The sequence below is a fragment of the Streptomyces rapamycinicus NRRL 5491 genome, from assembly GCF_024298965.1.
Taxonomy (GTDB): Bacteria; Actinomycetota; Actinomycetes; order Streptomycetales; family Streptomycetaceae; genus Streptomyces; species Streptomyces rapamycinicus.
On sequence record NZ_CP085193.1, the window covers coordinates 8,622,767 to 8,647,238 of the forward strand.

A 24,472-nucleotide genomic window follows, 5' to 3' on the forward strand; every position below is an offset into this window, starting at 1 on the left:
TCCGGCGGTACGCGTACGCCTGCGGCGGGCTGTTCCCCGCCCCTTCCCGTTACCAGGGGCTTCGCCCCTGGACCCCGGGTCTGGGGCGAAGCCCCGCCTTCCAGCCCCTCCAGGGGGCACCTCCCAGCGGTAGCTGGGGGAGTTTGAGGAGCGGGGTCTGGGGCGGAGCCCCAGTTGAGGGAAGGGGCGGGGAGGGGAAAGATCCACCGGGGCGCGCCCCCGGACCCTGCGGCCCTGTGGCCGTCAGCCCCGGTAGAGCGCCTCGATCTCCGAGGCGAAGTCCTTCGCCACCACGTTCCGCTTGAGCTTCAGCGAGGGCGTCACATGCCCGGAGTCCTCGGTGAACTGCGTCGCCAGGACGCGGAACTTCCGGATCGACTCCGCCTTGGACACCGCCGCGTTGCCGTCGTCCACCGCCTGCTGGATCTCCGCCAGCAGGTCCGGGTCCTCCCGCAGTTCGGCCACCGTCACGCCCTCGGGCTTGCCGTGCTCGGCCGCCCAGCGCGGCAGGAACTCCTCGTCGACCGTGACCAGCGCGCCCACGAAGGGACGGCCGTCGCCGACGACCATGCACTCGGCCACCAGGGCATGGGCCCGGATCCGGTCCTCTATCACCGCCGGGGCGACGTTCTTGCCGCCCGCGGTGATGATGATCTCCTTCTTCCGGCCGGTGATGGTGAGGTAGCCGTCCTCGTCGAGCGTGCCCACGTCCCCGGTGTGGAACCAGCCGTCCGACAGCGCCTCCGCCGTGGCCGTCTCGTTGTTCCAGTACTCGGTGAAGAGGTGCTCACCGTGCAGCAGCACCTCGCCGTCGTCGGCGATGCGCACCACCGTGCCGGGCATCGGCTGCCCGACCGAGCCGATCTTCTGCCGGTCCCAGGGGTTGAAGGTGGTCGCCGCGCAGGACTCCGTCAGGCCGTACCCCTCCAGGACCGTGAAGCCGATGCCCCGGTAGAAGTGGCCCAGCCGCTCGCCCAGCGGCGCCCCGCCGGAGATGGCGTGGGTGGCCCGGCCGCCCAGCACGGCCCGCAGCTTGCTGTAGACCAGCCGGTCGAAGACCTTGTGCTTGAAGCGGAGTCCGAAGGACGGCCCGCCCGGGGCGTCCAGCGCCTTGCTGTACTCGATGGCGGTGTCGGCCGCCTTGTCGAAGATCTTGCCCTTGCCCTCGGACTGGGCCTTCGCCCGCGCCGAGTTGTAGACCTTCTCGAAGACGCGCGGCACGCCCAGCACCAAGGTGGGCCGGAACGCGGCGAGTTCGTCGGTCAGGGACTTCACATCCGGCACATGGCCGAGCTTGATCGGCGCCAGCACCGCCGCGATCTCCACCAGCCGCCCGAAGACATGGGCCTCGGGGAGGAACAGCAGCACCGACGACTCACCGGTGTTGAAGATCGGCTTGAGGCGCGCCACCGCGTTGCCGCACTCGGCGAAGAAGCTGCGGTGGGAGAGCACACAGCCCTTGGGGCGGCCGGTGGTGCCCGAGGTGTAGACGATGGTGGCGGGGGAGTCGGCGTTGGCGATCGAGGAGCGCTCGTCCACCTTCTCCTCGGGGACGTGCTCGCCCAGCTTCCGCAGCGTCCCGATGGCGTCGCCCTCGATCCGCCAGACGTGCTTCAGGTCGGGCAGGGTGTCCCGGACGGCCTCGACGGCGGCCTCGTGGACGCCGGTCTCGACCAGCGCGGCAACCGCGCCCGAATCGCTGAGGATCCACTGGACCTGCTCCGGTGAACTGGTCTCGTACACCGGCACGGTGACCCCGCCCGCGCTCCAGATGGCGAAGTCGAGCAGCGTCCACTCGTAGCGGGTCCTGGACATCAGGCCGACCCGGTCGCCCGGTTCCACACCGGCCGCGATCAGACCCTTGGCGGCGGCGCGCACCTCCGCCAGGAACACGGTCGCGGTCACGTCCTCCCATCGGTCGTCGACCTTGCGGCCGACCACGGCGACATCGGGATGCTGTGCGGCATTGCGGCGGATGAGATCCGTCAGATTGCCGTCGGCCGGAACCTCGTACAGGGCCGGAAGGCTGAACTCGCGCAAGACTGCTGCTCCTCGTGGGGCGCCGGCGCCGCTACAGGGCATGGGGGGTGGTGGACGGCCCGGACGTTACCCATCGGTACGCTTCCGGGATAGGGGTTCCTGCCCAGATGTTTGATGCGTCACACACCGCCTTCGTGCTGCCCGCAGACTAGTCGACGGGCGCCACGTCCGCTAAGGAACCGCAGGTAGACGCGGGGCGGTGCAGGCAGAACACCTTACGGGCGCGGGCCCTTACGTCTTAGGGTGACACGCATGCGAGTCCACGTGGTGAGTGACGTGCATGGCAACAGTGAGGACCTCGAGAAGGCCGGTGACGGGGCGGACGCCCTGATCTGCCTCGGTGACCTCGTTCTCTTCCTCGACTACGCCGATCACTCACGTGGCATCTTCCCCGATCTCTTCGGGGTCGAGAACGCCGACCGGCTGGTCGAACTGCGCACCGCCCGCCGCTTCGAGGAGGCCCGGGCGCTCGGCAACCGGCTGTGGGAGGGGCTCGACCGCCATGCGGCGATAGAGGCCGGGATCCGCCGCCAGTACGCCGAACTCTTCGCCGCGTTCCCCACCCCGACGTACGCCACCTACGGAAATGTCGATATGCCGTCACTGTGGCCGGAGTACGCCCAGTCCGGAACCACCGTCCTGGACGGCGAGCGCGCCGAGATCGGCGGGCTGGTCTTCGGTTTCGTGGGCGGCGGGCTGCGCACGCCGATGCGCACCCCCTACGAGATCGACGACGAGGCCTACGCGGCGAAGATCGCGGCGCTCGGCGAGGTGGACGTGCTCTGCACCCACATCCCGCCGGACGTGCCCGACCTCTGCTACGACACCGTCGCCCGCCGCTTCGAGCGCGGCAGCGCCGCCCTGCTGGAGGCGATCCACACCGTCCGTCCCAAGTACTCCCTCTTCGGCCATGTCCATCAGCCGCTCGTCCGCCGTATGCGGATCGGGGCCACCGAGTGCGTCAATGTCGGACACTTCGCCTCCTCCGGCACCCCCTGGACCCTGGAGTGGTGACCCGCGCGCGGTAGCCTTCAGCCGCAGAGGACCCATGCGGCGGACCGGTACGGAGGAGCCACGGCGATGGCGGAACACACCAGCTCGAGCATCACGATCGAGGCGGCCCCGGCCGACGTGATGGAGGTGATCGCCGACTTCGACCGTTACCCGGAGTGGTCCGGTGAGGTGAAGGAGGCCGACATCCTCACCAAGGACGCCCAGGGGCGCGCCGAGCAGGTGCGGATGCTGCTCGACGCCGGCGCGATCAAGGACGACTACACCCTCCAGTACAGCTGGACCGGGGCCGACCAGGTCAACTGGTCCCTGGTCAAGTCCCAGATGCTGCGCACCCTTGACGGCTCCTACCGGCTGTCGGCGCGCGACGGCGGCAAGAGCACCGAGGTGACGTACCAGCTCACGGTCGACGTCAAGATCCCCATGCTCGGCATGATCAAGCGCAAGGCCGAGAAGGTCATCATCGACCGCGCGCTCGCGGGCCTGAAGAAGCGCGTCGAGGGCGCCTGACCCGCCCGGACCGCCCCGGGCCCCACGGTGCCCGGGGCGATCCACGGTGCGGGGTACGCTCCGGCGGGTGCGGATCACCGGACCCGCGCCGCGCACACCGACGTAACCCCCCTGCCGGAGGCTCTCTTCATGCGTACGGTCCTCGTCACCGGCACCGGCGGCGCGGGCCGCACCACCGTGGCCGCCGCGACCGCCCTCGCCGCTGCCCGTGAGGGGCAGCGGACCCTGCTGCTCACCGCGGACTCCGACGGCACCCCCGAGGCGCTGCTCGGCATCGGCACGCCGCGGTCCGTCCCCGGGCGCTCGGCGGACCGGCTGCCGTGGTCCGTACCCGCCGAGCTCGCGCCGGGGCTGTGGGCCGCGCGGATCGTCACGGACGAGTGGTTCCGCGGTGAGCTGACCGCCCTCCAGGACCGCGGCCACGGCCTGCTCGACCTGCTCGGCGCCACCCCGCTGGACGGCGAGGAGCTGACCGCCCTGCCCGGGGTGGCGGCCATCGCGCTGCTGCGAGCCCTGCGCGCCGCCCAGACCGCCCCGCCCGGCACCGGCTGGGACGTCCTCGTCGTCGACATGCCGCCCGCGCCGGACACCGTCGCGCTGCTCGCGCTGCCCGAGCAGCTGCGGCGCTATCTGCGGCGGCTCATGCCCGCCGAGCGGCAGGCGGCCCGCGCGCTGCGGCCGATGCTCGCCCAGCTGGCGGGGGTGCCGATGCCCGCGCAGAAGCTGTACGAGACGGCCGAGCGCTGGGAGCGCGAGCTGGCCGCCGTCCAGGGGGTGATCGAGTCCGAGGCGACCACCGTACGGCTGGTCGTGGAGCCCGGACCGCTCGCCGACCGGGCGCTGCGCACCGCCCGCGCCGGTCTGGCGCTGCACGGCTGCCGGGTGGAGGCGGTGATCGCCAACCGGCTGCTGCCCACCGGCACCGCCGACCCGTGGCTCGCCGCGCTGTCGGGCCAGCAGCAGGACGCGCTCAAGGAGCTGTACGAGCAGTGGGCCCCCGCCGTCCCGGTCCGTGAGCTGCCGCATCTGGGCCGCGATCCGCATGGCTTCGGCGAACCGCGGCCCGCCGAGCCGCGCCTTGCCGAGCCGCGCCTTGCCGAGCCGCGCCTTGCCGAGCCGCACCCCGCCGAGCCGCACCCCGCCGAGCCGCACCCCGGCGACGGCGTCCGGCGCGCCCCGGACGGGCTCGCGGATCTCGCCGATCTCGCCGGGGCCGTCGGGGCGCCCGGGGCGCGGCCCGACCGGCCCGCGCCCGACCCCTGGACCGTCGAGGACCGGCTGGCCGAGGACGGGGTGCTGCTGTGGCGGCTGCCGCTGCCCGGCGCCGACCGCGACGGGCTCTCCCTGGTGCGCCGGGGCGATGAACTGATCGTCACCGTCGCGCCGTTCCACCGGGTGCTGCCGCTGCCGTCCGCGCTGCGCCGCTGCACCGTCTCCGGCGCCGGACTGCGCGACGGATGGCTCCAGGTGCGCTTCACTCCCGACCCGGACCTGTGGCCGAAGCGGCTCTGACGCCCGCGTCCACGACGGCCGGTCTCCGGCTCTGACCCCGCCCCCTTCCTTCGGGTAACGTCGGTCACAAGCCCGGATGAACGTCACCGGGCAGCCAGCATCCCCGCCGCAGGAGTTCGCCATGAGCGATGCCACCGAGCGCCCCCCGGAGCCCCCGGCCACCGATGTGCCGGTCACCGAGATCGACCCCGATGCCTGGGAGCGGGCCTGTGAGGAGGACCTCGCCGCCGAGCGGGCCAGGCAGCGGGCCCGGCAGACCACCGAGGAGCCGGGAAGCGTGGCCGAGGAGTTCCTCAAGCTGGCCGACGCGCTCGCCGAGAAGGTCGCCCAGACGCCGATCGCCGGAGCGGCGGTTCAGGGCGCCGTACAACAATTGATCGCACAGGCGAAAGCCAACGTAGAACCGGTCATAGAGCGCAATCCAGAGGTTTTCGAACACCTCGCCAGCGCCGGATCCGAGCTGCTCGCCGCCTATCGCGCCGCCGTGACCGGCCAGGAGCGACGCTGGACCCAGGGTGCCGAGGGCGACTCCAAGGGTGGCGGCGAGGAATCCGAGAGTTCGAGTAGTGAACACATCGACCTCGACTGAGCGCTACCTCCGGTACCGTTAGCCTCGGCGGGGTTCGACCAAATAACTGAGGGACTCATGGGACTCACCATCGGCGTCGACATCGGCGGCACGAAGATCGCGGCCGGCGTGGTCGACGAAGAGGGCTCGATTCTCGAGACGAGCCAGGTTTCGACCCCGCACACCCCCGAGGGAGTCGTCGACGCCATCGCGGACGCGGTGCGCATCGTCAGCGAGGGGCATGAGATCGAGGCCGTCGGCATCGGCGCGGCCGGATATGTGGACGACAAGCGCGCCACGGTGCTCTTCGCGCCCAACATCAACTGGCGGCACGAGGCGCTCAAGGACAAGGTCGAGCAGCGCGTCGGCCTGCCCGTCGTGGTGGAGAACGACGCGAACGCCGCGGCCTGGGGCGAGTACCGCTTCGGCGCCGGGGTCGGCCATGACGACGTCGTCTGCATCACCCTCGGCACCGGCCTCGGCGGCGGCATCATCATCGGCGGCAAGCTGCACCGCGGCCGGTTCGGCGTGGCGGCCGAGTTCGGCCACATAAGGGTCGTCCCGGACGGACTGCTGTGCGGCTGCGGCAGCCAGGGCTGCTGGGAGCAGTACGCCTCCGGCCGCGCCCTGGTCCGCTACGCCAAGCAGCGCGCCGCCGCCACCCCGGAGAACGCCACGGTCCTGCTCGGCCTCGGCGACGGCACCTCCGAGGGCATCGAGGGCAAGCACATCAGCGACGCCGCCCGCCAGGGCGACCCCGTCGCCATCGACTCCTTCCGCGAACTGGCCCGCTGGGCCGGGGCCGGGCTCGCCGACCTCGCCTCGCTCTTCGACCCCTCGGCGTTCATCGTCGGCGGCGGGGTCTCGGACGAGGGCGATCTCGTCCTGGAGCCGATCCGCAAGTCCTTCCGGCGCTGGCTGGTGGGCAATCAGTGGCGTCCGCACGCCCAGGTGCTCGCCGCCCAGCTCGGCGGCAAGGCCGGGCTCGTCGGCGCCGCCGACCTGGCCCGCCAGGGCTGAGACGCGAGGGGGGAACGTGCCGCTCGTGGACCTGCCCGGATCCACCACCGGTCCGGACGCGGCGGTGGTGCGGGTGCTCAGCTACAACATCCGCTCGATGCGGGACGACCGTGCGGCGCTGGCCCGGGTGATCCGGGCCTGTGCCCCCGATGTCGTCTGCGTCCAGGAGGCGCCGCGCTTCTTCCGCTGGCGCAAGGCCGCCGCCTGGCTGGCCCGGGAGACCGGCCTCGTCTACACCACGGGCGGGGCCCCCGCCGCCGGCCCGATGATCCTCACCTCGCTGCGCGCCCATGTGGAGCACGCCGAGGACACCCTGCTGCCGCGCGTCCCCGGGCTGCACCGGCGCGGTTTCGCCACCGCCGTGCTGCGCTTCGGCGGCGGCCACCGCGACACCGGCCTGCGCGGACCGGGCCTGCGCGACACCGGCCTGCGCGACACCGGCCTGCGCGACACCGGCCGCCCGGCGAGCGGCCGCCCGGCGAGCGGCGACGGCGATGGCAACGCCGTCCGGCTCGGTGTGGTCAGCTGCCATCTGAGCCTCGCCGAGGCCGAGCGCTACGAACAGGCCGGGATGCTGCTGGACCACCTGACCGCGCTGGACGTCCCGTACGCCATCGCGGCCGGTGACATCAACGACCGGCCGGACGGCCGCGCCTTCCGCCGGATCGCGGGAAAGCTGCGGGACGGCTGGGCCACCGAGCCGTGGGGGAGCGAGGCCACCTTCTCCCCCAAGGACCCGCGCCGGCGCATCGACGGGGTCTTCGCCTCGGAGGGCATCGAGATCATCGGCTGTGGGGTCCCGGCCGGGCTGCCGGGCGTCACCGACGCGGACCTCCGCGCGGCCACGGACCACCTGCCGGTGCTGGCCGCGCTCAGGCTGCCCCGGGTGTCCCCGGTCTGAGCGGGCGGGGGTCTGAGCGGGCGGGCATGAGGCCGGAGCCGGGGCGCGCCCGGCTCCGGAGCGCCGGGGTCAGACGACGGCGCCGCGGCCCGGGTCGTCGTCCTCTTCCTCGCCGTCGTCCTTCATCCGCAGCACCAGCGTGACGAAACCGCCGAGGAAACCGCCGACGCCCAGCGTGGCGATCCACCAGACCATCTCCACCTGGAACAGCACCACACCGAGCAGCAGCAGCGGCCCGCCCAGCACTCCGAGCCAGGCGAAGCGGGAAGTGGTGTCGGACTCGGGCAGCGGAGGCGGCTCGGGCGGGACGAAGTGGCCCTCGTCGGTCTCGTCGAAGTCGTCCTCGGACGGCTCTTCGGGCTCCCAGTCGCGGGGGCCCACGCCCGGTGCGTAGACGATGAAGCCGCCCGGCTTCTCGGTCTTGTCGGGCTTGGCCAGCCCGCCCGTGGCCGCCTCGCCGTCACCGGACCCGTCGGCGTCGGTGTCGGTGTCGCCGTCCGCAGCGGACCGGCGGTCCCGGTCCCGCTCCTCGTCGAGGTTCTCGGCGGCGGGCCAACGCTCGGCGCCCGGCGGGTCCTGCGGCTCCTCGCCGTACGCGGCGACGATCGCGGCGAAGGCGGCGTCGTCGTCCCGCCGCGCGTCCGCCTCGTTCTCATTCGAGTCGCGCTCAGCCACTGGCCGCCGCCCCCTCCCTTCCGCTGCCCTTCCCGAGGCCGGTCCGGGTGGTGTCTTCACCCATACCCGCCGTCAGCCGGGTGATGAACGTGTCCGTCTCCTCGAAGATGAACTCGGCGTCGTGGTCCAGCGTCGCCACGTGGTAGCTGCGCTCGAGCAGCCGCTCGGTGACATCCCGCGAGGACACCTGACTGAGGATGCGCTCGGAGTCGGCCGGCGGCACCACATGGTCCTGGGGGCTGTGCATCACCAGCAGCGGCTGGGTCACCTGTGGCAGTTCGGCGTCGACCACCCGGTAGAAGCGGCGCATCGAGTGCACGGCGTGCAGCGGCATCCGCTCGTAACCCGACTCCCGCGACCCTGGCTTGGCGATGTCGCTCACGATGCCCTTCACCGACGGCACCAGATGACGCAGCACCGGAAGGGCCACGGCCAGCGGATCGTGGATGCGGTTGGCCGGGTTCACGACGGCCACGCCGCTGATCGCCGCGCCGTGCTGGGCGGCCAGCCGCAGCGCGAGCGCCCCGCCCATCGACAGACCGCAGACGAACACCCGCTCGCACTCCCGGGAGAGCCTGGCCAGCTCGCGGTCCACCTCCGCGTACCAGTCCTGCCAGCCGGTGACGGCGAGATCCTGCCAGCGCGTGCCATGGCCGGGAAGCAGCGGCAGTGAGACGGTCAGACCACGGGCCGCGAGATGGTCGGCCCAGGGCCGCACGGACTGCGGGGAGCCGGTGAATCCGTGACAGACGAGGACGCCGATCTCTCCGCCGTCGTGGCGGAACGGCTCGGCTCCGGGCAGGAGCGGCACCACGGATCTCCGTTCGCTGGGGAAGCGGGCTCGGGTCCTCAGCGTACGCGGCGCGCCGCATACGGGGTAGGCAGGTTAAGGTCTCCTCGTCGGATACAGGAGGTCCCGGTTGTTCTACAGCGCAATGAAGCTGTCGGTGGGTGGCGCGTTGAAGCTCACCTTCCGGCCCTGGGTGGAGGGGCTGGAGCACGTCCCCGCCGAGGGTCCGGCCATCCTCGCGAGCAACCACCTCTCCTTCTCCGACTCCTTCTTCCTGCCCGCGGTGCTCGACCGCAAGGTCACCTTCATCGCCAAGCAGGAGTACTTCACCACCCCCGGCGTCAAGGGGCGGCTCACGGCGGCCTTCTTCAAGGGCGTCGGGCAACTGCCGGTGGACCGCTCGGGCTCGCGCGGGGCCGGCGAGGCCGCCATCAAGGCGGGCATCGATGTGATCAAGCGCGGTGAGCTCTTCGGCATCTACCCCGAGGGCACCCGGTCGCCCGACGGACGGCTCTACCGGGGCAAGCCGGGGGGTCTGGCAAGGGTCGCGCTCGCGACCGGCGCTCCGGTGATCCCCGTGGCGATGATCGACACCGAGAAGATCCAGCCCCCCGGCAAGGTCATGCCGAAGCTGATGCGGCCCGGCATCCGGATCGGCAAGCCGCTGGACTTCAGCCGCTACCACGGCATGGACGGCGACCGCTTCATCCTGCGCTCGGTGACCGACGAGGTCATGTACGAGATCATGAAGCTCTCCGGCCAGGAGTACGTGGACGTCTACGCCACCGCCGCCAAGCGGCAGATCGCGGATGCGGAGGCGGCCCGGAAGCAGGCCGAGAAGAAGCAGGCCGAGAAGGAGAAGGACAAACACAAGTCCGGCGCCTAGCCGCGCCGGCACCGGGGGTGGGGGACGTTGACGGAGCGGTCCAGGGAGCGGTCCGGACGGGAGCGCGCCGGGGGCGAGCGCGTGGTGCGGATGTCCGTCGAGCAGCCGCTGTGGCAGGCGTTGACCGCCTACCGCGTGCTCACCCTGCTCTACGCGCTAGGCCTGTGCGTCTACTCCTTCGACGACTACGACCATCCGATCGGCGCCGTCGTCTACATGGCGGTGCTGACGCTGTGGACGGCGCTCACCTTCCGGATGGTCGCCTCGGCCGAGCGCTGCACCCGGCGGTTCCTCGTCGGCGACCTCGGCATCGCGGTGACCGGCATTCTGCTCACCCCGCTCGTGGACAGCCACGACCGGATCGCCGAGGGCACCCCCACGCTGCCTTCCATATGGACGATGGGCGCGGTCCTCGGCTTCGCCATCAAGGGCGGCTGGCGCTGGGGCGCCTCGGCATCCACCGTGGTCTGCGCCGCCAATGTGATCGAGCGCGGCGGATTCGCCCAGGACACCGTCCACATGCTGTCGCTGGTGTGGGTGGCGAGCGTGGGCATCGGCTATGTGATCGAGGTGGCCCGTGCCAGTGAGCGCACCCTCGCCCGCGCGCTGCGCATCGAGGCGGCCACCCGGGAGCGGGAGCGGCTGGCCCGCGACATCCACGACAGCGTGCTCCAGGTGCTCGCCATGGTGCAGCGGCGCGGCGCCGCGATCGGCGGCGAGGCGGCCGAACTGGGCCGGATGGCGGGGGAGCAGGAGATCGCGCTGCGCACCCTGGTCTCCACCGGTCTGGTGACCCTGCCGCGCGCCGGGGACGGGACGGAGGCCGCGGCCGACCCGGGCGGCCTGCCGGACGTGGTGGACCCGCCGGTCCCGCCCTGCCCGCCCGACCCCGAGAGCTCCGACGGCGGCCCCTGCGATCTGCGGGCCCTGCTGGCCCCGCACGCGGGCTCCCGGGTCACCTTCTCCGAACCGGGCGCCCCGGTGCTCCTCCCGGCGGGCGTCGCCGGGGAGTTGGCCGCCGCCGTCGGCGCCGCCCTGGACAACGTACGGGTCCACGCGGGAGAGGCCGCCCACGCCTGGATCCTGCTGGAGGACGAGCCGGACGCGGTGATGGTGACCGTACGGGACGATGGACCCGGCATCCCGGAGGGGCGGCTGGCGGACGCGGAGGCGGAGGGCCGTCTGGGGGTGGCCCTGTCGATCCGGGGACGGCTGCGCGACCTCGCCGGCACCGCCGAATGGATCTCGGCGCCGGGGCAGGGCACCGAAGTGGAGTTGACGGTTCCGAAGGGGTCGGCGAAGAAGGCGAAGCAGAAGGGGGAAGCGGCACGATGACCGCTCAGCACGACGGTCGCCCGGTGACGGTGATGGTGGTCGACGACCATCCGATGTGGCGCGACGCGGTGGCCCGGGACCTGTCCGAGGCCGGGTTCGACGTGGTGGCCACGGCCGGGGACGGACCGCAGGCGGTCCGCCGGGCCAAGGCCGCCGGGCCCGACGTCCTGGTGCTCGACCTCAACCTGCCCGGGCTGCCGGGGGTCGAGGTGTGCAAGGAGGCCCTCGCCGAACGCCCCGAGCTGCGGGTGCTGGTGCTGTCCGCGAGCGGTGAGCACGCGGACGTCCTGGAGGCGGTCAAGTCCGGGGCCACCGGCTATCTGCTGAAGTCGGCCAGCACCGGGGAACTGCTGGACGCGGTGCGCCGTACGGCGGCCGGCGACCCGGTGTTCACCCCCGGCCTCGCGGGCCTGGTGCTGGGCGAGTACCGGCGGCTCGCGGGCGAGCCCGCCCCCACCGCAGCCGACCAGCCCGCCGCCCCGCAGCTCACCGAGCGTGAGACGGAGGTGTTGCGGCTGGTGGCAAAGGGGCTTTCGTACAAGCAGATCGCCGAGCGGCTGGTCATCTCGCACCGCACGGTGCAGAACCACGTCCAGAACACCCTCGGCAAGCTCCAGCTGCACAATCGCGTGGAGCTGGTCCGCTACGCCATCGAGCGCGGCCTGGACGACGCCTGACGCCGTCAGCCCGGGTCCGGTGACACCGCGTCACCCCCTCGTACGGGTGAAGTTCAAAACCAACTCCCTTGATTCGCGCGGGAATCGTCCGACGCCCCATCCCGTGTGACCTGGATCACCGTTAGCGTGGCTCTCCGTACCGGGCCCAATCACGGGATTCCACGGGAGAAGGGAAGAAACGATGCGGGTCGGAGTGCTGACCGGCGGCGGTGACTGCCCCGGGCTCAACGCGGTCATCCGCGCCGTCGTACGCAAGGGCGTACAGGAATACGGCTATGACTTCATCGGCTTCCGGGACGGCTGGCGCGGCCCTCTCGAGAACGACACCGTTCCCCTCGACATCCGCGCGGTGCGCGGCATCCTGCCACGCGGCGGCACCATCCTCGGCTCCTCCCGCACCAACCCCCTCAAGAGCGAGGACGGCATCCGCCGGGTCAAGGAGACCCTGGTCAAGCAGGAGGTCGACGCGCTGATCGCGATCGGCGGCGAGGACACCCTCGGCGTCGCCGCGCGGCTCTCCGGCGACTACGGCCTCCGCTGTGTCGGCGTCCCCAAGACCATCGACAACGACCTGTCCGCCACCGACTACACCTTCGGCTTCGACACCGCCGTCAACATCGCCACCGAGGCCATCGACCGGCTCCACACCACCGCCGAATCACATATGCGCGTGCTCGTCGTCGAGGTGATGGGCCGTCACGCCGGGTGGATCGCCCTGCACTCGGGGCTCGCCGGCGGCGCCAACGCCATCCTCCTCCCTGAACAGCGCTTCGATGTCGACCAGGTCTGCGCCTGGGTCGAATCCCGCTTCAAGATCCGCTACGCCCCGATCGTGGTCATCGCCGAGGGCGCGATGCCCAGGGACGGCGACGCCGTCCTCAAGGACGACACGCTGGACTCCTTCGGCCACGTCCGGCTCTCCGGGGTCGGCGAGTGGCTGGCCAAGGAGATCGAGAAGCGCACCGGTAAGGAGGCCCGCACCACCGTCCTCGGCCATGTCCAGCGCGGGGGCACGCCCAGCGCCTTCGACCGCTGGCTCGCCACCCGCTTCGGGCTGCACGCCATCGACGCGGTCCGGGACGAGGACTTCGGAAAGATGGTCGCGCTGCGCGGCACCGACATCATCCGGGTACCGCTTGCCGAGGCGACCGCACGGATCAAGACGGTCGATCCCTCGCTCTACGCCGAGGCCGAGGTCTTCTTCGGCTGAGGCCGTCTGGGTGCAGTACGGCGATGGGCCGGGCGCGGAAGTCGCACCCGGCCCATCGTCACGCCGCCCTGAAGGGCCCGCGGGCCCGTCAGACCAGGACGGCCGCCAGCAACTCCGCCACCAGCGCCGCCCCGTCCCGCGACAGCACCGACTCCGGGTGGAACTGCACCCCGGCGAAGCCCGGCCCGCGCAGCGCGTGCACATCGCCGGTCGCCCGGTCCCGGCTCAGCTCCACGCGGTGCATCGCCAGCTCCGTCTCCGCCGCCTCGTCGCAGCGCGCCGTGAAGGTGTTGTAGAAGCCGACGGTCTCCTCGCGCCCGAAGAAGTCGATCCGCTCCTGGGCACCCTGGAACGGCACGTCCTTGCGCACGATCTCCAGCCCCAGCTCGGCCGCGATCAGCTCGTTCCCCAGGCACACCCCCAGCAGTCCGTGCCGGTGCCCGGCCACCAGCCCGGCGGCCAGCGCCCGCAGGAACCGCATCTTCGGGTCGGCCCTGTCGTTCGGGTCGCCGGGGCCGGGACCGAGCACCACGGGCCCCCGATGCGCCAGCGCCGCCTCCCGCACCCCCGGCTCGTCGTACCGTCGCACGGTCACGGTCAGCCCCGAGGTGCGCAGCAGATGCGCGAGCATCGCGGTGAAGGTGTCCTCGGCGTCGATCACCAGGGCATGCCCGGACAACGCCCCGGCCCGGGGCTCCTCGGGGGCCTGCATCCGCAGCCAGAACGGCGCCAGGTCCGCCCGCCGCGCGTCCAGCGCCGCCCGTACCCGCGGATCGTCCGTGAGCCGCGGCCGCGGGACCTCCGCCTCCGGCCGTACGGGCGCGGGCCGCACGCCCAGCGCGGTCAGCACCCCGGCCGCCTTCGCATGTGTCTCGGCCACTTCGCCGCGCGGGTCCGAGTGGCGGACGAGCGTGGCGCCGACGGCCACCTTCAGCGACCCTCCGGCGTCGATGTCGGCGGTGCGGATGAGGATCGGCGAGTCCAGGGTCTGGGCGCCGCCGCCGTCTCGGCCGATCAGGGCGAGCGCCCCCGCGTAGTAGCCGCGGCCACCGGGCTCGTACCGCTCGATCACCCGGCAGGCGTTCTGCACCGGGGACCCGGTGACGGTCGCCGCGAACATCGTCTCGCGGAGCACCTCACGGACGTCCCAAGAGGAGCGGCCGCGCAGCTCGTACTCGGTGTGCGCGAGGTGCGCCATCTCCTTGAGCCGGGGCCCGATCACCGTCCCGCCCATGTCGCCGACGGTGCACATCATCTTCAGCTCCTCGTCCACGACCATGGACAGCTCCTCCACCTCCTTGCGGTCGTGCAGGAACTCCAGCAGCCCCTCGGCGCTCGGCCCGCCCTCGGGGTAGCGGTACGTCCCGCTGATCGGGTTCATCACGACCGTCCCCCCGGACATCCGCACATGCACCTCCGGACTGGCCCCCACCAGCGTCCGCCCGTCCGCCAGCCGCACCACATACGTCCAGTAGGCGCCCCGCTCCCCGGCCAGCAGCCGCCGGAAGAGCGCGAGCGCGTCGGTACTCGCGAACCCCGGGATCTCGCCCCGGAAGGTCCGTCGGATGACGAAGTTGGCGCCCTCGCCGGTGCCGATCTCGTCCTCGATGACCCGGCTCACGATCTCCGCGTACGCGTCGTCGTCCACGTCGAACGCCCCGTCCTCGACCCGCACCGGATGCCCGGGCAGTGCCTCCAGCGCCTCGGCGAGCGGCAGCTCGTAGCGCTCCTCCGGGCGCAGCACGGCCAGCGGCGTCCCGTCGTCGCGCACCTCGAACCCGCGCTCGCGGATCTGCCGGAACGGCACCAGCGCGAGGGCGTCCGCCACCGGGGCGCCGTCCCGCGGGGCCCCGGTGGGCAGCGGGATGTCGGTCAGCCGCGCCACCTCGCCGACCGGTCCGAGCAGCACCTCGACGGTGTCGGGCGCCCGGCCGGGGGTGCGGCGGTGCAGCAGGGCGAAGGGCGGCGCGTCGTCGGAGAGCAGCCGTGCGACGACGGCCTGGGCATGGGGGTTCTGCATGGGGGTGATTCCTTCCGGAATGAGGAACGACCCGCGGAAACGCCGAAGGCCGCCCCTCGGGCGGCCTTCGCGAGATCTTGGGAGTGCGCGATTCAGTGGGCCGCCGGATGAGCGGTCCACCACCAGGTCATGGTCAGTCGCGCGTACATGTCGAGAACCCTACAGGATCAGTTCCAGGGGTTCGCGGGCTGATCGTTGATCGCGGTCCAGAAGCGGGTACCTTCGGGCACATAGCCGTACGCCCAGAAGGACCAGCCACCGCTCGCCTCCAGGTTGGCGCCGTACCGGCCGTCGTGGAACTCGGCCTCCCGCCAGTCCGCTCCGTAGTACTGCGCACAGATCGCGTCCGCCGCGGCCCGGCTGGTCAGCGACTTGCCCAGGACGGGCGGCGTCGCCGCCACGGTGCCGCGTGCCCAGCCCGCGTAGAAGTCCGGGGTGATCCCCGCGGGCACGGCGCTGCCGTTCACTCTCAGGCACAGTAAGGGAAGCGTCGCGGTGGCGGCGGTGTCGCCGTTGTAGGCGTCGGTCGCGGAGTCGGCGCCCACGCGGATCGTGCCGTCGGTCCCCTTCGCGAGCACGGTCCAGGTCATCCCGGACGGGATGGCCGAGGGTGCCGCCTGGGCGGGGGAGGCGGCGAACGGCAGCAGGACGAGCGAGGCGACGGCCGCGAGGGCGGTCGCGCCGCCGTGGAGCCACGTCCTCAGGTGCCTCGGGGCTTTCGGGGCCTTCGGGGTCTTGCTCATGGCGTCTCTCCTTCGGGTGTCGGCACCGGCCCGGGTGGACCGGCCTCGAACAGCGTCCGAGGAGGGCACGCTTCCATCACGTTCTCTTCACGACATGGCCGTAATCTGCCGCAGGATGCCCGAACGCCCGTTCTTGCGGCCCGGCTTCCGGATGTGCCGGGGCGAGGTCGCGGGAGCGAGGTGGTCCACGGCGTGACGGATGGTGTCTCATCCTTTGGGCAGCGGGCTGGACGGCCGTGGAGACCCCGTAACCTTGTGCGGGTGACCGTGAACGCTGAAACCCACGCCGGTGGCCACACCTGGCAGTCTCTTCCCGCGGCGCAGCAGCCCGACTGGCCGGACCGAGCGGCTCTGCGCGATGTGATCGCTGAGCTCGAGTCCTATCCGCCGCTCGTCTTCGCGGGCGAGTGCGACGCGCTGCGGCACCGCCTGGGGGCCGTGGCACGGGGCGAGGCGTTTCTGCTGCAGGGCGGTGACTGCGCCGAGGCATTCGACGGCGTGGGCGCCGACCAGATCCGCAACAAGCTCAAGACGCTCCTCCAGATGGGCGCCGTGCTGACCTACGCCGGGTCCGTGCCGGTGGTGAAGGTGGGCCGGATCGCCGGGCAGTACAGCAAGCCGCGCTCCAAGCCGACCGAGACCCGGGACGGGGTGACCCTGCCCACCTACCGCGGCGACTCCGTCAACGGGTTCGAGTTCACTCCCGAGGCGCGGATCCCGGACCCGCAGCGGCTGAAGCGGATGTACCAGGCGTCGGCCTCGACGCTGAACCTGGTGCGTGCCTTCACCACCGGCGGCTACGCGGACCTGCGGCAGGTGCACGCCTGGAACCAGGACTTCGTGAAGTCCTCGCCCTCGGGCCAGCGCTACGAGGCGCTGGCGCGCGAGATCGACCGGGCGCTGGCCTTCATGAACGCCTGCGGGGTGGACCCGGAGGAGTTCAAGACCGTCGAGTTCTTCTCCTCGCACGAGGCGCTGGTCCTGGACTACGAGACGGCGATGACCCGCACCGACTCGCGCACCGGTGAGCTGTACGACGTCTCCGGGCACATGGTCTGGATCGGCGAGCGCACCCGGCAGCTGGACGGGGCGCATATCGAGTTCGCCGCCAAGGTCCGCAACCCGGTGGGCGTGAAGCTGGGCCCGACGACCACGCCGGAAGAGGCGCTGTCGCTGATCGAGCGGATCGACCCGGACCGCGAGCCGGGTCGGCTGACCTTCATCACCCGGATGGGCGCGGACAAGATCCGCGACAAGCTGCCCAACCTGGTGGAGAAGGTGACCGCCTCCGGTGCGCAGGTCGCCTGGGTCTGCGACCCGATGCACGGCAACACCTTCGAGGCGGCGTCCGGGCACAAGACCCGCCGCTTCGACGATGTGCTGGACGAGGTCAAGGGCTTCTTCGAGGTCCACAAGGAGCTCGGCACCCATCCGGGCGGCATCCATGTGGAGCTGACCGGCGACGATGTCACGGAGTGCGTGGGCGGCGGTGACGAGATCTTCGTCGACGATCTGCACCAGCGTTACGAGACGGCGTGCGATCCGCGGCTCAACCGGAGCCAGTCGCTGGACCTGGCGTTCCTGGTGGCGGAGATGTACCGGGACCAGTAGGGCCCGGCCGGTAAAGATCATAAAGACGCAGGTGGGGCGCGGATCACACGGATCCGCGCCCGCTGTGCGTTGTGGGGGTCCGGCGTGGCAGGTAAGGTAAGGGTTACCTCACTGATCAATGCCATCGTCGACGCCACCGCTGGAGAGTCCGTGTACGTCTGCTCATGCTTCGGGATCACCGAGCAGCAGGTGCGTCAGCACGCGGAAACGGGCGCGTGCACCCCGCGCCAGATCGCCGGTGCCTGCAAGGCGGGCACGGACTGCGGATCGTGCGTGCGGAAGATCCAGGCGCTGCTGGGCCGCGGCGCCTGCCCCCGGCGCGAGGCGCTGGACCCGGTCGTCCTGACGACGGCCGTGACGACGGCATCCGCTGCCGCTTCCCTCCCGGGGGCGACGGCGGCCGAGGCGGCCTGACCGGCGGGCCGGTCCGGTCGCCGCGAGTTCCGCCGCCGCGGACTCAGTGGCCCTTGCCGCTCCCGGAGTAGTTGTCGCCGTTGTCGCTGGGCTGCTCGATCTGCTGGGCGATGTAGAGGGGCTCACCGAGCTTCTCGATCAGCTCCAGCTGGGTGTCGAGATAGTCGATGTGGAGTTCCTCGTCGGCGAGGATGTACTCGAAGAGATTCGCCGAGGTGATGTCCGACTTGGACCGCATCAGCTCGATGCCCCGCTTGAGGCGGTCGATCGCCTCGATCTCCACCTGCCGGTCGGCCTGGAACATCTCGGTCAGGGTCTGGCCCACCCGGACATGGAAGAGCCGCTGGTAATTGGGCAGTCCATCCAGAAGAAGGATGCGGTCGGTGAGGATCTCCGCATGCTTCATCTCGTCGAAAGACTCCGACCGGGTGTATTTGGCAAGCCGAGTCCAGCCAAAGTGGTCCTGCATCTTTGAGTGCAGAAAGTACTGATTGATCGCGGTCAGCTCGCCGGTCAACTGCTCGTTGAGGAACTCGAGGACCTCGGGGTCACCCTGCATCGGAGGGGCTCCTTCCAATCCGATCGGGAACGGCAGGTTCCGCGCATCGTCGCACCGCGCCTGTTGGGGCGTCCAGTAAGTGCATGCTTAGTACGAGTTGTGCCCGTCCCCGATGCCCTGGTCACGACCACCCCCGGCGGTCTGAGACCATGGAGCCCATGGGTCAGTCGGAAAGCCGCGAGGGGGAGCTCGCGAAGCTGCCTCCTGGGCAGCGACTGCAGCGCGGTTGGCCGGTTACGCACTATGGGCCGGTCCCGAAGTTCAAGCCGGACCGATGGGAGTTCCGGGTCTTCGGCGCCACGGCGGACGGCGAAAAACACTGCTGGACGCATGAGGAGTTCTCGGCCCTGCCGTACTCGACGGTCGTGGCCGATCTGCACTGCGTCACCAAATTCAGCATGCTCGACGCCGAATGGGGCGGGGTTTCCTCGCTGGAGATCGCGAAGCTCGCACCGCCGGCGCCCGATGTCACCCATGTGATGGTGTGGGCCGAATACGGGTTCAGCTCGAATCTGCGGCTGTCGGACTTCATGGCGGAGACCACGATTTTCGCCACCCACAAGGACGGCGAGCTGCTCACCGCCGAGCACGGCTTTCCGGTGCGGCTGGTGGTGCCCCATCTGTACGCCTGGAAGGGCCCGAAATGGGTGCGCGGGGTGGAGTACATGACCGCCGACCGCCGCGGCTTCTGGGAGGAGCGCGGCTACCACAACATCGGCGACCCCTGGACGGAGAAGCGCTACTCCTACCAGGAGGAGCCGGGCGACGGCCCGGAGCTCTAGGGGCTTCTGATGGCCGGGCCGCCGTGGGCCCGATCAGTGGTACTGGTGGACCACCGCATGCCCCTTGCCCCGCCCGATCATCCACTTGTTGACCGGCGTGGTGACCAGGAACGCCACCACGAACGACAGGGCCAGGCTGAGCCAGAAGAGAACGTCCGGCAGCGTCGCGTCCATCGCGCCCGGGAAGACGACGATCGTCGCGTTGTCGGCCAGCTCCATGATCGTGATCGATACGGTGTCGGCCGCCAGCGCCACCCGCAGCGCGCTGCGCACATCCAGCCCAGCCCGCAGCACGCCCCGCATCGTCAGGGAGTAGCCGAAGGCGAAGGCGAGCACGATCGCAAGGATCATGGTCGGGACGTTGTGCCAGGCCAGGGCCGTGCCGATGGCCATGCCCACGACCTCGCCGATGGCGCAGCCGGTGAGGCAGTGCAGGGTCGCCTGGGCGGCCATCGACCAGCTGGTAGTGCCCTCATGGTGCTGATGGCCATGGTCTTGGTGCTCATGAGGTCCATGAGGTCCGCTCTGCGTGTGCTCATGCTGTCGCATGTCCATACCCCCAGCGGTGATCGCGGATTCGTCGACCACCGTCAACGTTATACCCCCTAGGGGTATTCCTCAATGCGCCGGGCGCGTTCTCAGGCCGCCCCGGCGCGCAGCTCCTTCAGCCGGGCCACATCCGTCGCGTGCCCCTCCGTACCGCCCGGTGTCTCGATCACCAGCGGCACCCCGTCGGTCGCGGGGTGGGTGAACAGCTCGCGGAACGGCTCCGCCCCGATGTGCCCGGCGCCGATGTTCGCGTGCCGGTCCTTGTGGGCGCCGACCACGTCCTTGGAGTCATTGGCGTGGATCAGCCTGAGCCGCCCCTCACCCGCGACGGCCACCAGCTCGTCCAGCGTCTGCTTCACACCGCCCGGGGCGGCGAGGTCATGGCCCGCCGCGAACACATGGCAGGTGTCCAGGCAGACGCCCAGCCGGGGATGCCGGTCCAGCGCCTCGACATACGGGCCCAGATCCTCCACCAGCGCGCACAGCGAGGTGCCCTGCCCGGCGGTCGGCTCCAGCAACAGCCAGGGGTCGTCGTCCCGGGTCAGCTCGTCCAGCAGCGGCAGCACCCGCTCCCGTACCTGCGCGATCGCGGTGGCACGCGGACGTCCCCCGGTCGCCGAGCCGGTGTGGACGACCACGCCGAGCGCGCCGATCTCCCGGCCGCGCCGGAGCGAATGGCGCAGGGACGCAACGGAGCGTTCGGCCGTGGCCTCGGTGTGCGAACCGAAGTTGATCAAGTAGGGGGCGTGGACGTACACCGGTACCGACCGCTCGGCGCAGCCGGCGCGGAACGCCTCGTCCTGGGCGGGCGTACCGGCCGGGGTGGCCCAGCCGCGCGGATTGGCGACGAAGACCTGGACGGTCTCGGCGCCGATGTCGGCGGCGTGCGCCAGACCGACGGTGGCCAGGCCGCCGGCCACACGGATATGGCCACCGATGGGGTTGCGGATGCGATGCGTACTCACGCCATCAAGGGTCCCAGGTGCGAAGGGCCCCCTGTCGCCCCCGTTGCCCCTCGTGGTCACCCCTCGGCGAGGTCACGGTCCCCGGGCCGGGGCCCGCTGTCGGTGGGCGCCCCTACTGTGACGTACATGACTCTGCTGAGCTTTGACCGCCGCTGCTCCGAGATCGTCGCGCAGACCCAGCTGCTGCGGGGCTCGATCGAGGGCGCGGATCTGACCCGCCCCGTGCCCACCTGCCCCGGCTGGAACGTCGGGCAGCTGCTGCGTCATATCGGCGGAACCCATCGGTGGGCCGAGGAGACGGTGCGCACCCGGGCCACGGAAGCGCTGCCGGATGAGCACTTCCGCGATCTGTCGCCGTACGCGGCGGAGGACCCCGCCGAGCTCGCCCCCTGGCTGGTCGAGGGCGCCCGGATGCTGGCCGACACGCTGCGCGAGGCGGGGCCCGAGGCGCGGCTGTGGACTCCGGTGCCGGACTTCGGGCAGGTCGCCGGAGGGCGCGCGGACTTCTACGCCCGCCGCTTCACCCATGAGACGGCGATCCACCGGGCCGACGCGGTCCTCGCCCTCGGCGCGGAGTACACCCTCGACCAGGAGGTGGCCCTGGACGGCTTCGACGAGTGGCTGGCGCTCGGCTCGCTGCCGATGCACTTCGAGGTCCACCCCTGGATGCGCGAGCTGCTCGGCCCCGGCCGCACCCTGCACTTCCACGCGACCGACACCGCGCCGGAGGTGGCGGCGGAGTGGGTGGTCGACCTCACCGGCGACGCGATCATCTGGCGGCGGGCGCATGAGAAGGCCGCGGTCGCGGTGCGCGGGCCGCTGACCGACCTGCTGCTGATCATCTACAAGCGGCGCCCGGCCCGCGGCGCGGGCGTCGAGATCCTGGGCGATGAGAAGCTGCTGGACTTCTGGCTGGAGCGGGTCAGCTTCGGATGAGCCGCCGGGCTGGTGGCGTTCGCCGGATGAGCCGCCGGACGGATGGCGTTGGCCGTCCGGCCGCGGCCATCCGTCCCCGGGCCCTCAGAACACGCCGCCCTTGGTCCTGATGGTGATCGTGCTGCCCTTGGGCGCCTCGTCGCCGCCCTCCACCGACTGGTCCTGCACCTTGTCCCCGGGGAACAGCAGCGCCTTCTCGACGTCCACCTCGAACCCGGCGTCCTCCAGCTCGGCCTTGGCGTCGTCGACGTTCATCCCCGTGACGTCCGGCACCTCGACCATCTGCACGCCCTTGGAGACCGTCAGCGTCACCGTGTCGCCCTTGGCGCCCTCGCCGTCCGCCGACGGGGACTGCTCGGCGACCGAGCCCTTGTCCTCCTCCGAGAACACCTGCCGCTCGGCGATCTTCACCTTGAAGCCCTCGTCCTCCAGCGTGGACTGTGCCTCGTCGACCGAATCGCCCACCACATCCGGGATGTCGACCGGCCGGCCCTTGCTGACCACGATCGACACCGGCGTCTCGGGGCGGCGCACGGAGTCGGGGCCCGGGCTGGTGGAGAGGACCGAGTCCTGGGCCGTCTCACTGCTGAAGCGGCCGGTGACCTTGCCGACCGTCAGCCCCTGGTCCGCGATCTTCCGCTTGGCCTCGGCGAGCGGCATCCCCACCACATTGGGCACCTCGGCCCGCGGGCGCCCCTGGGAGACCCGGATGGTCACGGTGCCGGTGTCGCGGACGCGCTCGCCCGGGCCGGGCTTGGAGCCGATGACCTTCCCCTTGGGAATGACATCGCTGAACTCGTTGACGACCTTCACATCGAGGCCCGCGCCGTGCAGCTTCTTCTCGGCCTCCGCCTGGGTCTTCCGCAGCACCGGCGGGACCTCGGTGAACTGGCCGGCGCTGATGTACCAGATCCCGACGCCGAGGGCGATCGCCAGCAGCACCGCGGCGGCGATCGTCACGATCCCGCGGCGCGGCAACCGGCCCCGGCCGCCGCGTTCGCCCCTGCGGTGCCCCTCCTGCCGGGGCGGTTCCGGGGGCAGCTCCAGACGGCTGGTGTGGTTGAGCCGGTCCTGGTCGTCGGCGGCCGCCGCCGGGCGCGGAATCACCGCCGTACGGTTCTCGGACCCGGCCGAGTGGTCCTCCCTGGCCTGCGGCGGCACCGCGTCCAGCTGCTCGTCGGTCAGCGCCGCCCGCACCGCGCGGGTCGTGCTCAGCAGCGCTACGGCGTCGGCGGGGCGCGCCTCGACGGCGCGTGCGGTGGCCGAGGCCACCAGCGCGTCCAGCTCCGGGGCGACCCCGGGCGCGAGGGCGGAGGGCGGCGGGACGTCCTCGTTCAGATGCTGGTAGAGGATCTGCGCCGGGGTGCTGCCGCCGTGCGGCTTGGCGCCGGTCAGCATCTCGTACAGCACCACACCGCAGGCGTAGACATCGGCGCGGGTGTCGGCCGTGCCGTGCTCGATCTGCTCGGGCGCGAGATACGAGACGGTGCCGAGGACGCTGCCGGTGGAGGCGCTGGTGTTGGTGTCCACCGCCCGGACCAGGCCGAAGTCGGCGACCTTGACCCGGCCGTCGTCCCCGATCAGCACGTTCTCGGGCTTCATGTCGCGGTGGACGAAACCGGCGCGGTGGGCCGCGCCGAGCGCGGCCAGCACCGGCTCCAGGATGTCCAGCGCGGCGCGCGGATGCAGCGCCCCGCGCCCGCGGAGCACATCGCGCAGGGTGCAGCCGGGGACGTACTCCATGGCCAGATAGACATGGCCGCCGTCCGCTCCCTGGTCGTAGACGGCGACCACATTGGCGTGCGCGAGTCTCGCGACGGACTTGGCCTCCCGGATGAAGCGCTCGACGAAGGCGGCGTCGGAGGCGAGGTTCTGATGCATCACCTTCAGCGCGAGCACACGGTCCAGCCGGGTGTCGACGGCCCGGTAGACCGTCGCCATCCCGCCAACGGCGATGCGCGCCTCAATGCGGTAGCGGCCGTCGAGCTCCTGCCCGACGAGGGGGTCCTGGAGGGTCGTATCCACGGGGGAAGTCTACGAGGCGCCGATATCGGCCAGGACCGCCCGCTCCAGGTGGGGCGGGTACTGCAGCGGAACGGTGACACCGGCGGGTCAGTAACCGTGACACCGGCGGGTCAGTAACCGTGACACTGGCGGGTCAGTAACCGTGACACCGGCGGGTCAGTTGTGCGACGCGGCGGCGATCGCGGCCAGCTCCTCCAGCGCGGAGGTCCAGGACAGCGCGGCGTACTCGGCGTGCTTGGCCTTGGCGTCCTCGGGGACGGCCAGGGCGCGGATACCGCTCTCCGCGAACCGCAGCCGGGTGCCCCGCCCCTCGGGCGAGAGCGCGAACTCCACGAGGGTGGCTTCGCCGGGGTCCGAGGGGGCGTGATCGGGCTCCAGTGCCAGCCGGAAGCGGAAGAGGGCGTCCGGGACCGCCCGCTCGACCATGCCGTGGAACTCTCCGTGCTCGTCCCAGCGGAACCGGAGCCGCCCGCCCGGGTGCGGATCGATCTCGCAGCCGCCGGGGGCGTACCAGGCGCGGATGTGCTCGGGCGTGGTCAGTACCCGCCACACCCGGTCGATCGGCGCCGGTACGTACACCTCGCGCTCGATCCGGTCGTCCACGGTCACGGTCACGGCGACCACCTCCGGGCTGTGGGCTGCTCCCTCCCTCCACGGTAGGGCCCCGAGGGGCCCGGAGACCGGTCGGCCGAACGCGCTGGGCCTGGCCGAACGCGCGGGGCTCGCCGCACGC

At 71.5% G+C, this 24,472-nt stretch carries 25 protein-coding genes; 14 read left to right on the plus strand and 11 right to left on the minus strand.

What is annotated here, in order from left to right; all coding sequences use genetic code 11:
• Window positions 1–243 precede the first annotated feature (243 nt).
• Window positions 244–2,040: an AMP-dependent synthetase/ligase gene (locus LIV37_RS36180; protein ID WP_020872022.1), complete on the minus strand. Its 1,797-nt coding sequence runs from the start codon at window positions 2,038–2,040 to the stop codon at window positions 244–246.
• Window positions 2,041–2,292: 252 nt separating this feature from the next.
• Between LIV37_RS36180 and LIV37_RS36185 the strand changes: the two genes are divergently transcribed.
• The 6 genes from LIV37_RS36185 to LIV37_RS36210 all read left to right on the plus strand — a co-directional run bounded on the left by LIV37_RS36185 (window position 2,293) and on the right by LIV37_RS36210 (window position 7,562).
• The gene (locus tag LIV37_RS36185; protein ID WP_020872023.1) at window positions 2,293–3,054 is read left to right on the plus strand and encodes a metallophosphoesterase family protein; all 762 of its coding nucleotides are present in this window, start codon (window positions 2,293–2,295) and stop codon (window positions 3,052–3,054) included.
• A 66-nt stretch (window positions 3,055–3,120) separates the two neighbouring features.
• Window positions 3,121–3,561 (plus strand): SRPBCC family protein, encoded by a 441-nt coding sequence (locus LIV37_RS36190; RefSeq protein WP_020872024.1) that lies wholly within the window; start codon window positions 3,121–3,123, stop codon window positions 3,559–3,561.
• A gap of 129 nt (window positions 3,562–3,690) precedes the next feature.
• A complete protein-coding gene (locus LIV37_RS36195; protein ID WP_121824098.1) occupies window positions 3,691–5,073 on the plus strand; it encodes an ArsA family ATPase in 1,383 nt (460 codons plus the stop codon).
• Window positions 5,074–5,194: 121 nt separating this feature from the next.
• Window positions 5,195–5,662 (plus strand): DUF5304 family protein, encoded by a 468-nt coding sequence (locus LIV37_RS36200; RefSeq protein WP_020872027.1) that lies wholly within the window; start codon window positions 5,195–5,197, stop codon window positions 5,660–5,662.
• A 57-nt stretch (window positions 5,663–5,719) separates the two neighbouring features.
• Window positions 5,720–6,661: an ROK family glucokinase gene (locus LIV37_RS36205; RefSeq protein ID WP_020872028.1), complete on the plus strand. Its 942-nt coding sequence runs from the start codon at window positions 5,720–5,722 to the stop codon at window positions 6,659–6,661.
• 16 nt (window positions 6,662–6,677) lie between these two features.
• Window positions 6,678–7,562, plus strand: a complete 885-nt coding sequence (locus LIV37_RS36210; protein WP_121824097.1) for an endonuclease/exonuclease/phosphatase family protein — start codon at window positions 6,678–6,680, stop codon at window positions 7,560–7,562.
• Between the two features lie 69 nt (window positions 7,563–7,631).
• Here the strand turns inward: LIV37_RS36210 and LIV37_RS36215 are convergent, their stop codons facing one another.
• Both LIV37_RS36215 and LIV37_RS36220 read right to left on the minus strand, forming a co-directional pair.
• Window positions 7,632–8,237: a hypothetical protein gene (locus tag LIV37_RS36215; protein ID WP_020872030.1), complete on the minus strand. Its 606-nt coding sequence runs from the start codon at window positions 8,235–8,237 to the stop codon at window positions 7,632–7,634.
• A complete protein-coding gene (locus tag LIV37_RS36220) occupies window positions 8,230–9,048 on the minus strand; it encodes an alpha/beta hydrolase (protein WP_121824096.1) in 819 nt (272 codons plus the stop codon). Before LIV37_RS36220 ends, LIV37_RS36215 begins: the two co-directional genes overlap by 8 nt.
• 124 nt (window positions 9,049–9,172) lie before the next feature.
• Between LIV37_RS36220 and LIV37_RS36225 the strand changes: the two genes are divergently transcribed.
• The 4 genes from LIV37_RS36225 to LIV37_RS36240 all read left to right on the plus strand — a co-directional run bounded on the left by LIV37_RS36225 (window position 9,173) and on the right by LIV37_RS36240 (window position 13,135).
• Window positions 9,173–9,913, plus strand: coding sequence for a lysophospholipid acyltransferase family protein (locus tag LIV37_RS36225; RefSeq protein ID WP_020872032.1), 741 nt, complete (start codon window positions 9,173–9,175; stop codon window positions 9,911–9,913).
• A gap of 90 nt (window positions 9,914–10,003) precedes the next feature.
• Complete coding sequence (macS, locus tag LIV37_RS36230; protein WP_121825063.1) at window positions 10,004–11,248, plus strand: MacS family sensor histidine kinase; 1,245 nt, start codon at window positions 10,004–10,006, stop codon at window positions 11,246–11,248.
• Window positions 11,245–11,925 carry a response regulator gene (locus LIV37_RS36235; RefSeq protein WP_020872034.1) on the plus strand — a complete coding sequence of 227 codons (681 nt, stop codon included), beginning with the start codon at window positions 11,245–11,247 and terminating at the stop codon, window positions 11,923–11,925. Before macS ends, LIV37_RS36235 begins: the two co-directional genes overlap by 4 nt.
• A gap of 181 nt (window positions 11,926–12,106) precedes the next feature.
• Window positions 12,107–13,135, plus strand: coding sequence for a 6-phosphofructokinase (locus tag LIV37_RS36240; protein WP_020872035.1), 1,029 nt, complete (start codon window positions 12,107–12,109; stop codon window positions 13,133–13,135).
• Between the two features lie 88 nt (window positions 13,136–13,223).
• Here the strand turns inward: LIV37_RS36240 and LIV37_RS36245 are convergent, their stop codons facing one another.
• From LIV37_RS36245 to LIV37_RS36250, 3 genes are all read right to left on the minus strand, one after another.
• Window positions 13,224–15,155 (minus strand): anthranilate synthase family protein, encoded by a 1,932-nt coding sequence (locus tag LIV37_RS36245; RefSeq protein WP_020872036.1) that lies wholly within the window; start codon window positions 15,153–15,155, stop codon window positions 13,224–13,226.
• A 92-nt stretch (window positions 15,156–15,247) separates the two neighbouring features.
• The gene (locus LIV37_RS52690; RefSeq protein WP_121825062.1) at window positions 15,248–15,304 is read right to left on the minus strand and encodes a trp operon leader peptide; all 57 of its coding nucleotides are present in this window, start codon (window positions 15,302–15,304) and stop codon (window positions 15,248–15,250) included.
• 18 nt (window positions 15,305–15,322) lie between these two features.
• On the minus strand, window positions 15,323–15,898 hold the full coding sequence (locus LIV37_RS36250; RefSeq protein WP_020872037.1) for a hypothetical protein: 576 nt from the start codon (window positions 15,896–15,898) through the stop codon (window positions 15,323–15,325).
• A gap of 261 nt (window positions 15,899–16,159) precedes the next feature.
• On the opposite strand from LIV37_RS36250, the gene LIV37_RS36255 reads away from it, so the two are divergent.
• Entirely contained in the window at window positions 16,160–17,509 is a 1,350-nt protein-coding gene (locus tag LIV37_RS36255) for a class II 3-deoxy-7-phosphoheptulonate synthase (protein WP_121825061.1), read from the plus strand.
• A gap of 150 nt (window positions 17,510–17,659) precedes the next feature.
• Entirely contained in the window at window positions 17,660–17,923 is a 264-nt protein-coding gene (locus LIV37_RS36260; protein WP_020872039.1) for a (2Fe-2S)-binding protein, read from the plus strand.
• Between the two features lie 43 nt (window positions 17,924–17,966).
• On the opposite strand, the gene bfr is transcribed toward LIV37_RS36260, so the two are convergent.
• Entirely contained in the window at window positions 17,967–18,482 is a 516-nt protein-coding gene (bfr, locus tag LIV37_RS36265; protein ID WP_020872040.1) for a bacterioferritin, read from the minus strand.
• A 158-nt stretch (window positions 18,483–18,640) separates the two neighbouring features.
• Here bfr and LIV37_RS36270 point away from each other — a divergent pair, with 158 nt between their 5' ends.
• Entirely contained in the window at window positions 18,641–19,264 is a 624-nt protein-coding gene (locus LIV37_RS36270) for a sulfite oxidase-like oxidoreductase (protein ID WP_020872041.1), read from the plus strand.
• Between the two features lie 33 nt (window positions 19,265–19,297).
• Here LIV37_RS36270 and LIV37_RS36275 read toward each other — a convergent pair whose 3' ends face one another.
• Together LIV37_RS36275 and LIV37_RS36280 are read right to left on the minus strand one after the other, a co-directional pair.
• Window positions 19,298–19,819, minus strand: a complete 522-nt coding sequence (locus tag LIV37_RS36275) for a DUF4396 domain-containing protein (RefSeq protein WP_185058023.1) — start codon at window positions 19,817–19,819, stop codon at window positions 19,298–19,300.
• An 83-nt stretch (window positions 19,820–19,902) separates the two neighbouring features.
• The gene (locus LIV37_RS36280; RefSeq protein WP_020872044.1) at window positions 19,903–20,778 is read right to left on the minus strand and encodes a deoxyribonuclease IV; all 876 of its coding nucleotides are present in this window, start codon (window positions 20,776–20,778) and stop codon (window positions 19,903–19,905) included.
• Window positions 20,779–20,904: 126 nt separating this feature from the next.
• Between LIV37_RS36280 and LIV37_RS36285 the strand changes: the two genes are divergently transcribed.
• Window positions 20,905–21,714, plus strand: coding sequence for a maleylpyruvate isomerase family mycothiol-dependent enzyme (locus LIV37_RS36285; protein ID WP_020872045.1), 810 nt, complete (start codon window positions 20,905–20,907; stop codon window positions 21,712–21,714).
• Between the two features lie 84 nt (window positions 21,715–21,798).
• Here LIV37_RS36285 and pknB read toward each other — a convergent pair whose 3' ends face one another.
• Together pknB and LIV37_RS36295 are read right to left on the minus strand one after the other, a co-directional pair.
• Window positions 21,799–23,739: a Stk1 family PASTA domain-containing Ser/Thr kinase gene (pknB, locus tag LIV37_RS36290; RefSeq protein WP_020872046.1), complete on the minus strand. Its 1,941-nt coding sequence runs from the start codon at window positions 23,737–23,739 to the stop codon at window positions 21,799–21,801.
• 156 nt (window positions 23,740–23,895) lie between these two features.
• Entirely contained in the window at window positions 23,896–24,354 is a 459-nt protein-coding gene (locus LIV37_RS36295) for an SRPBCC domain-containing protein (RefSeq protein WP_121825059.1), read from the minus strand.
• Window positions 24,355–24,472: the final 118 nt, after the last annotated feature.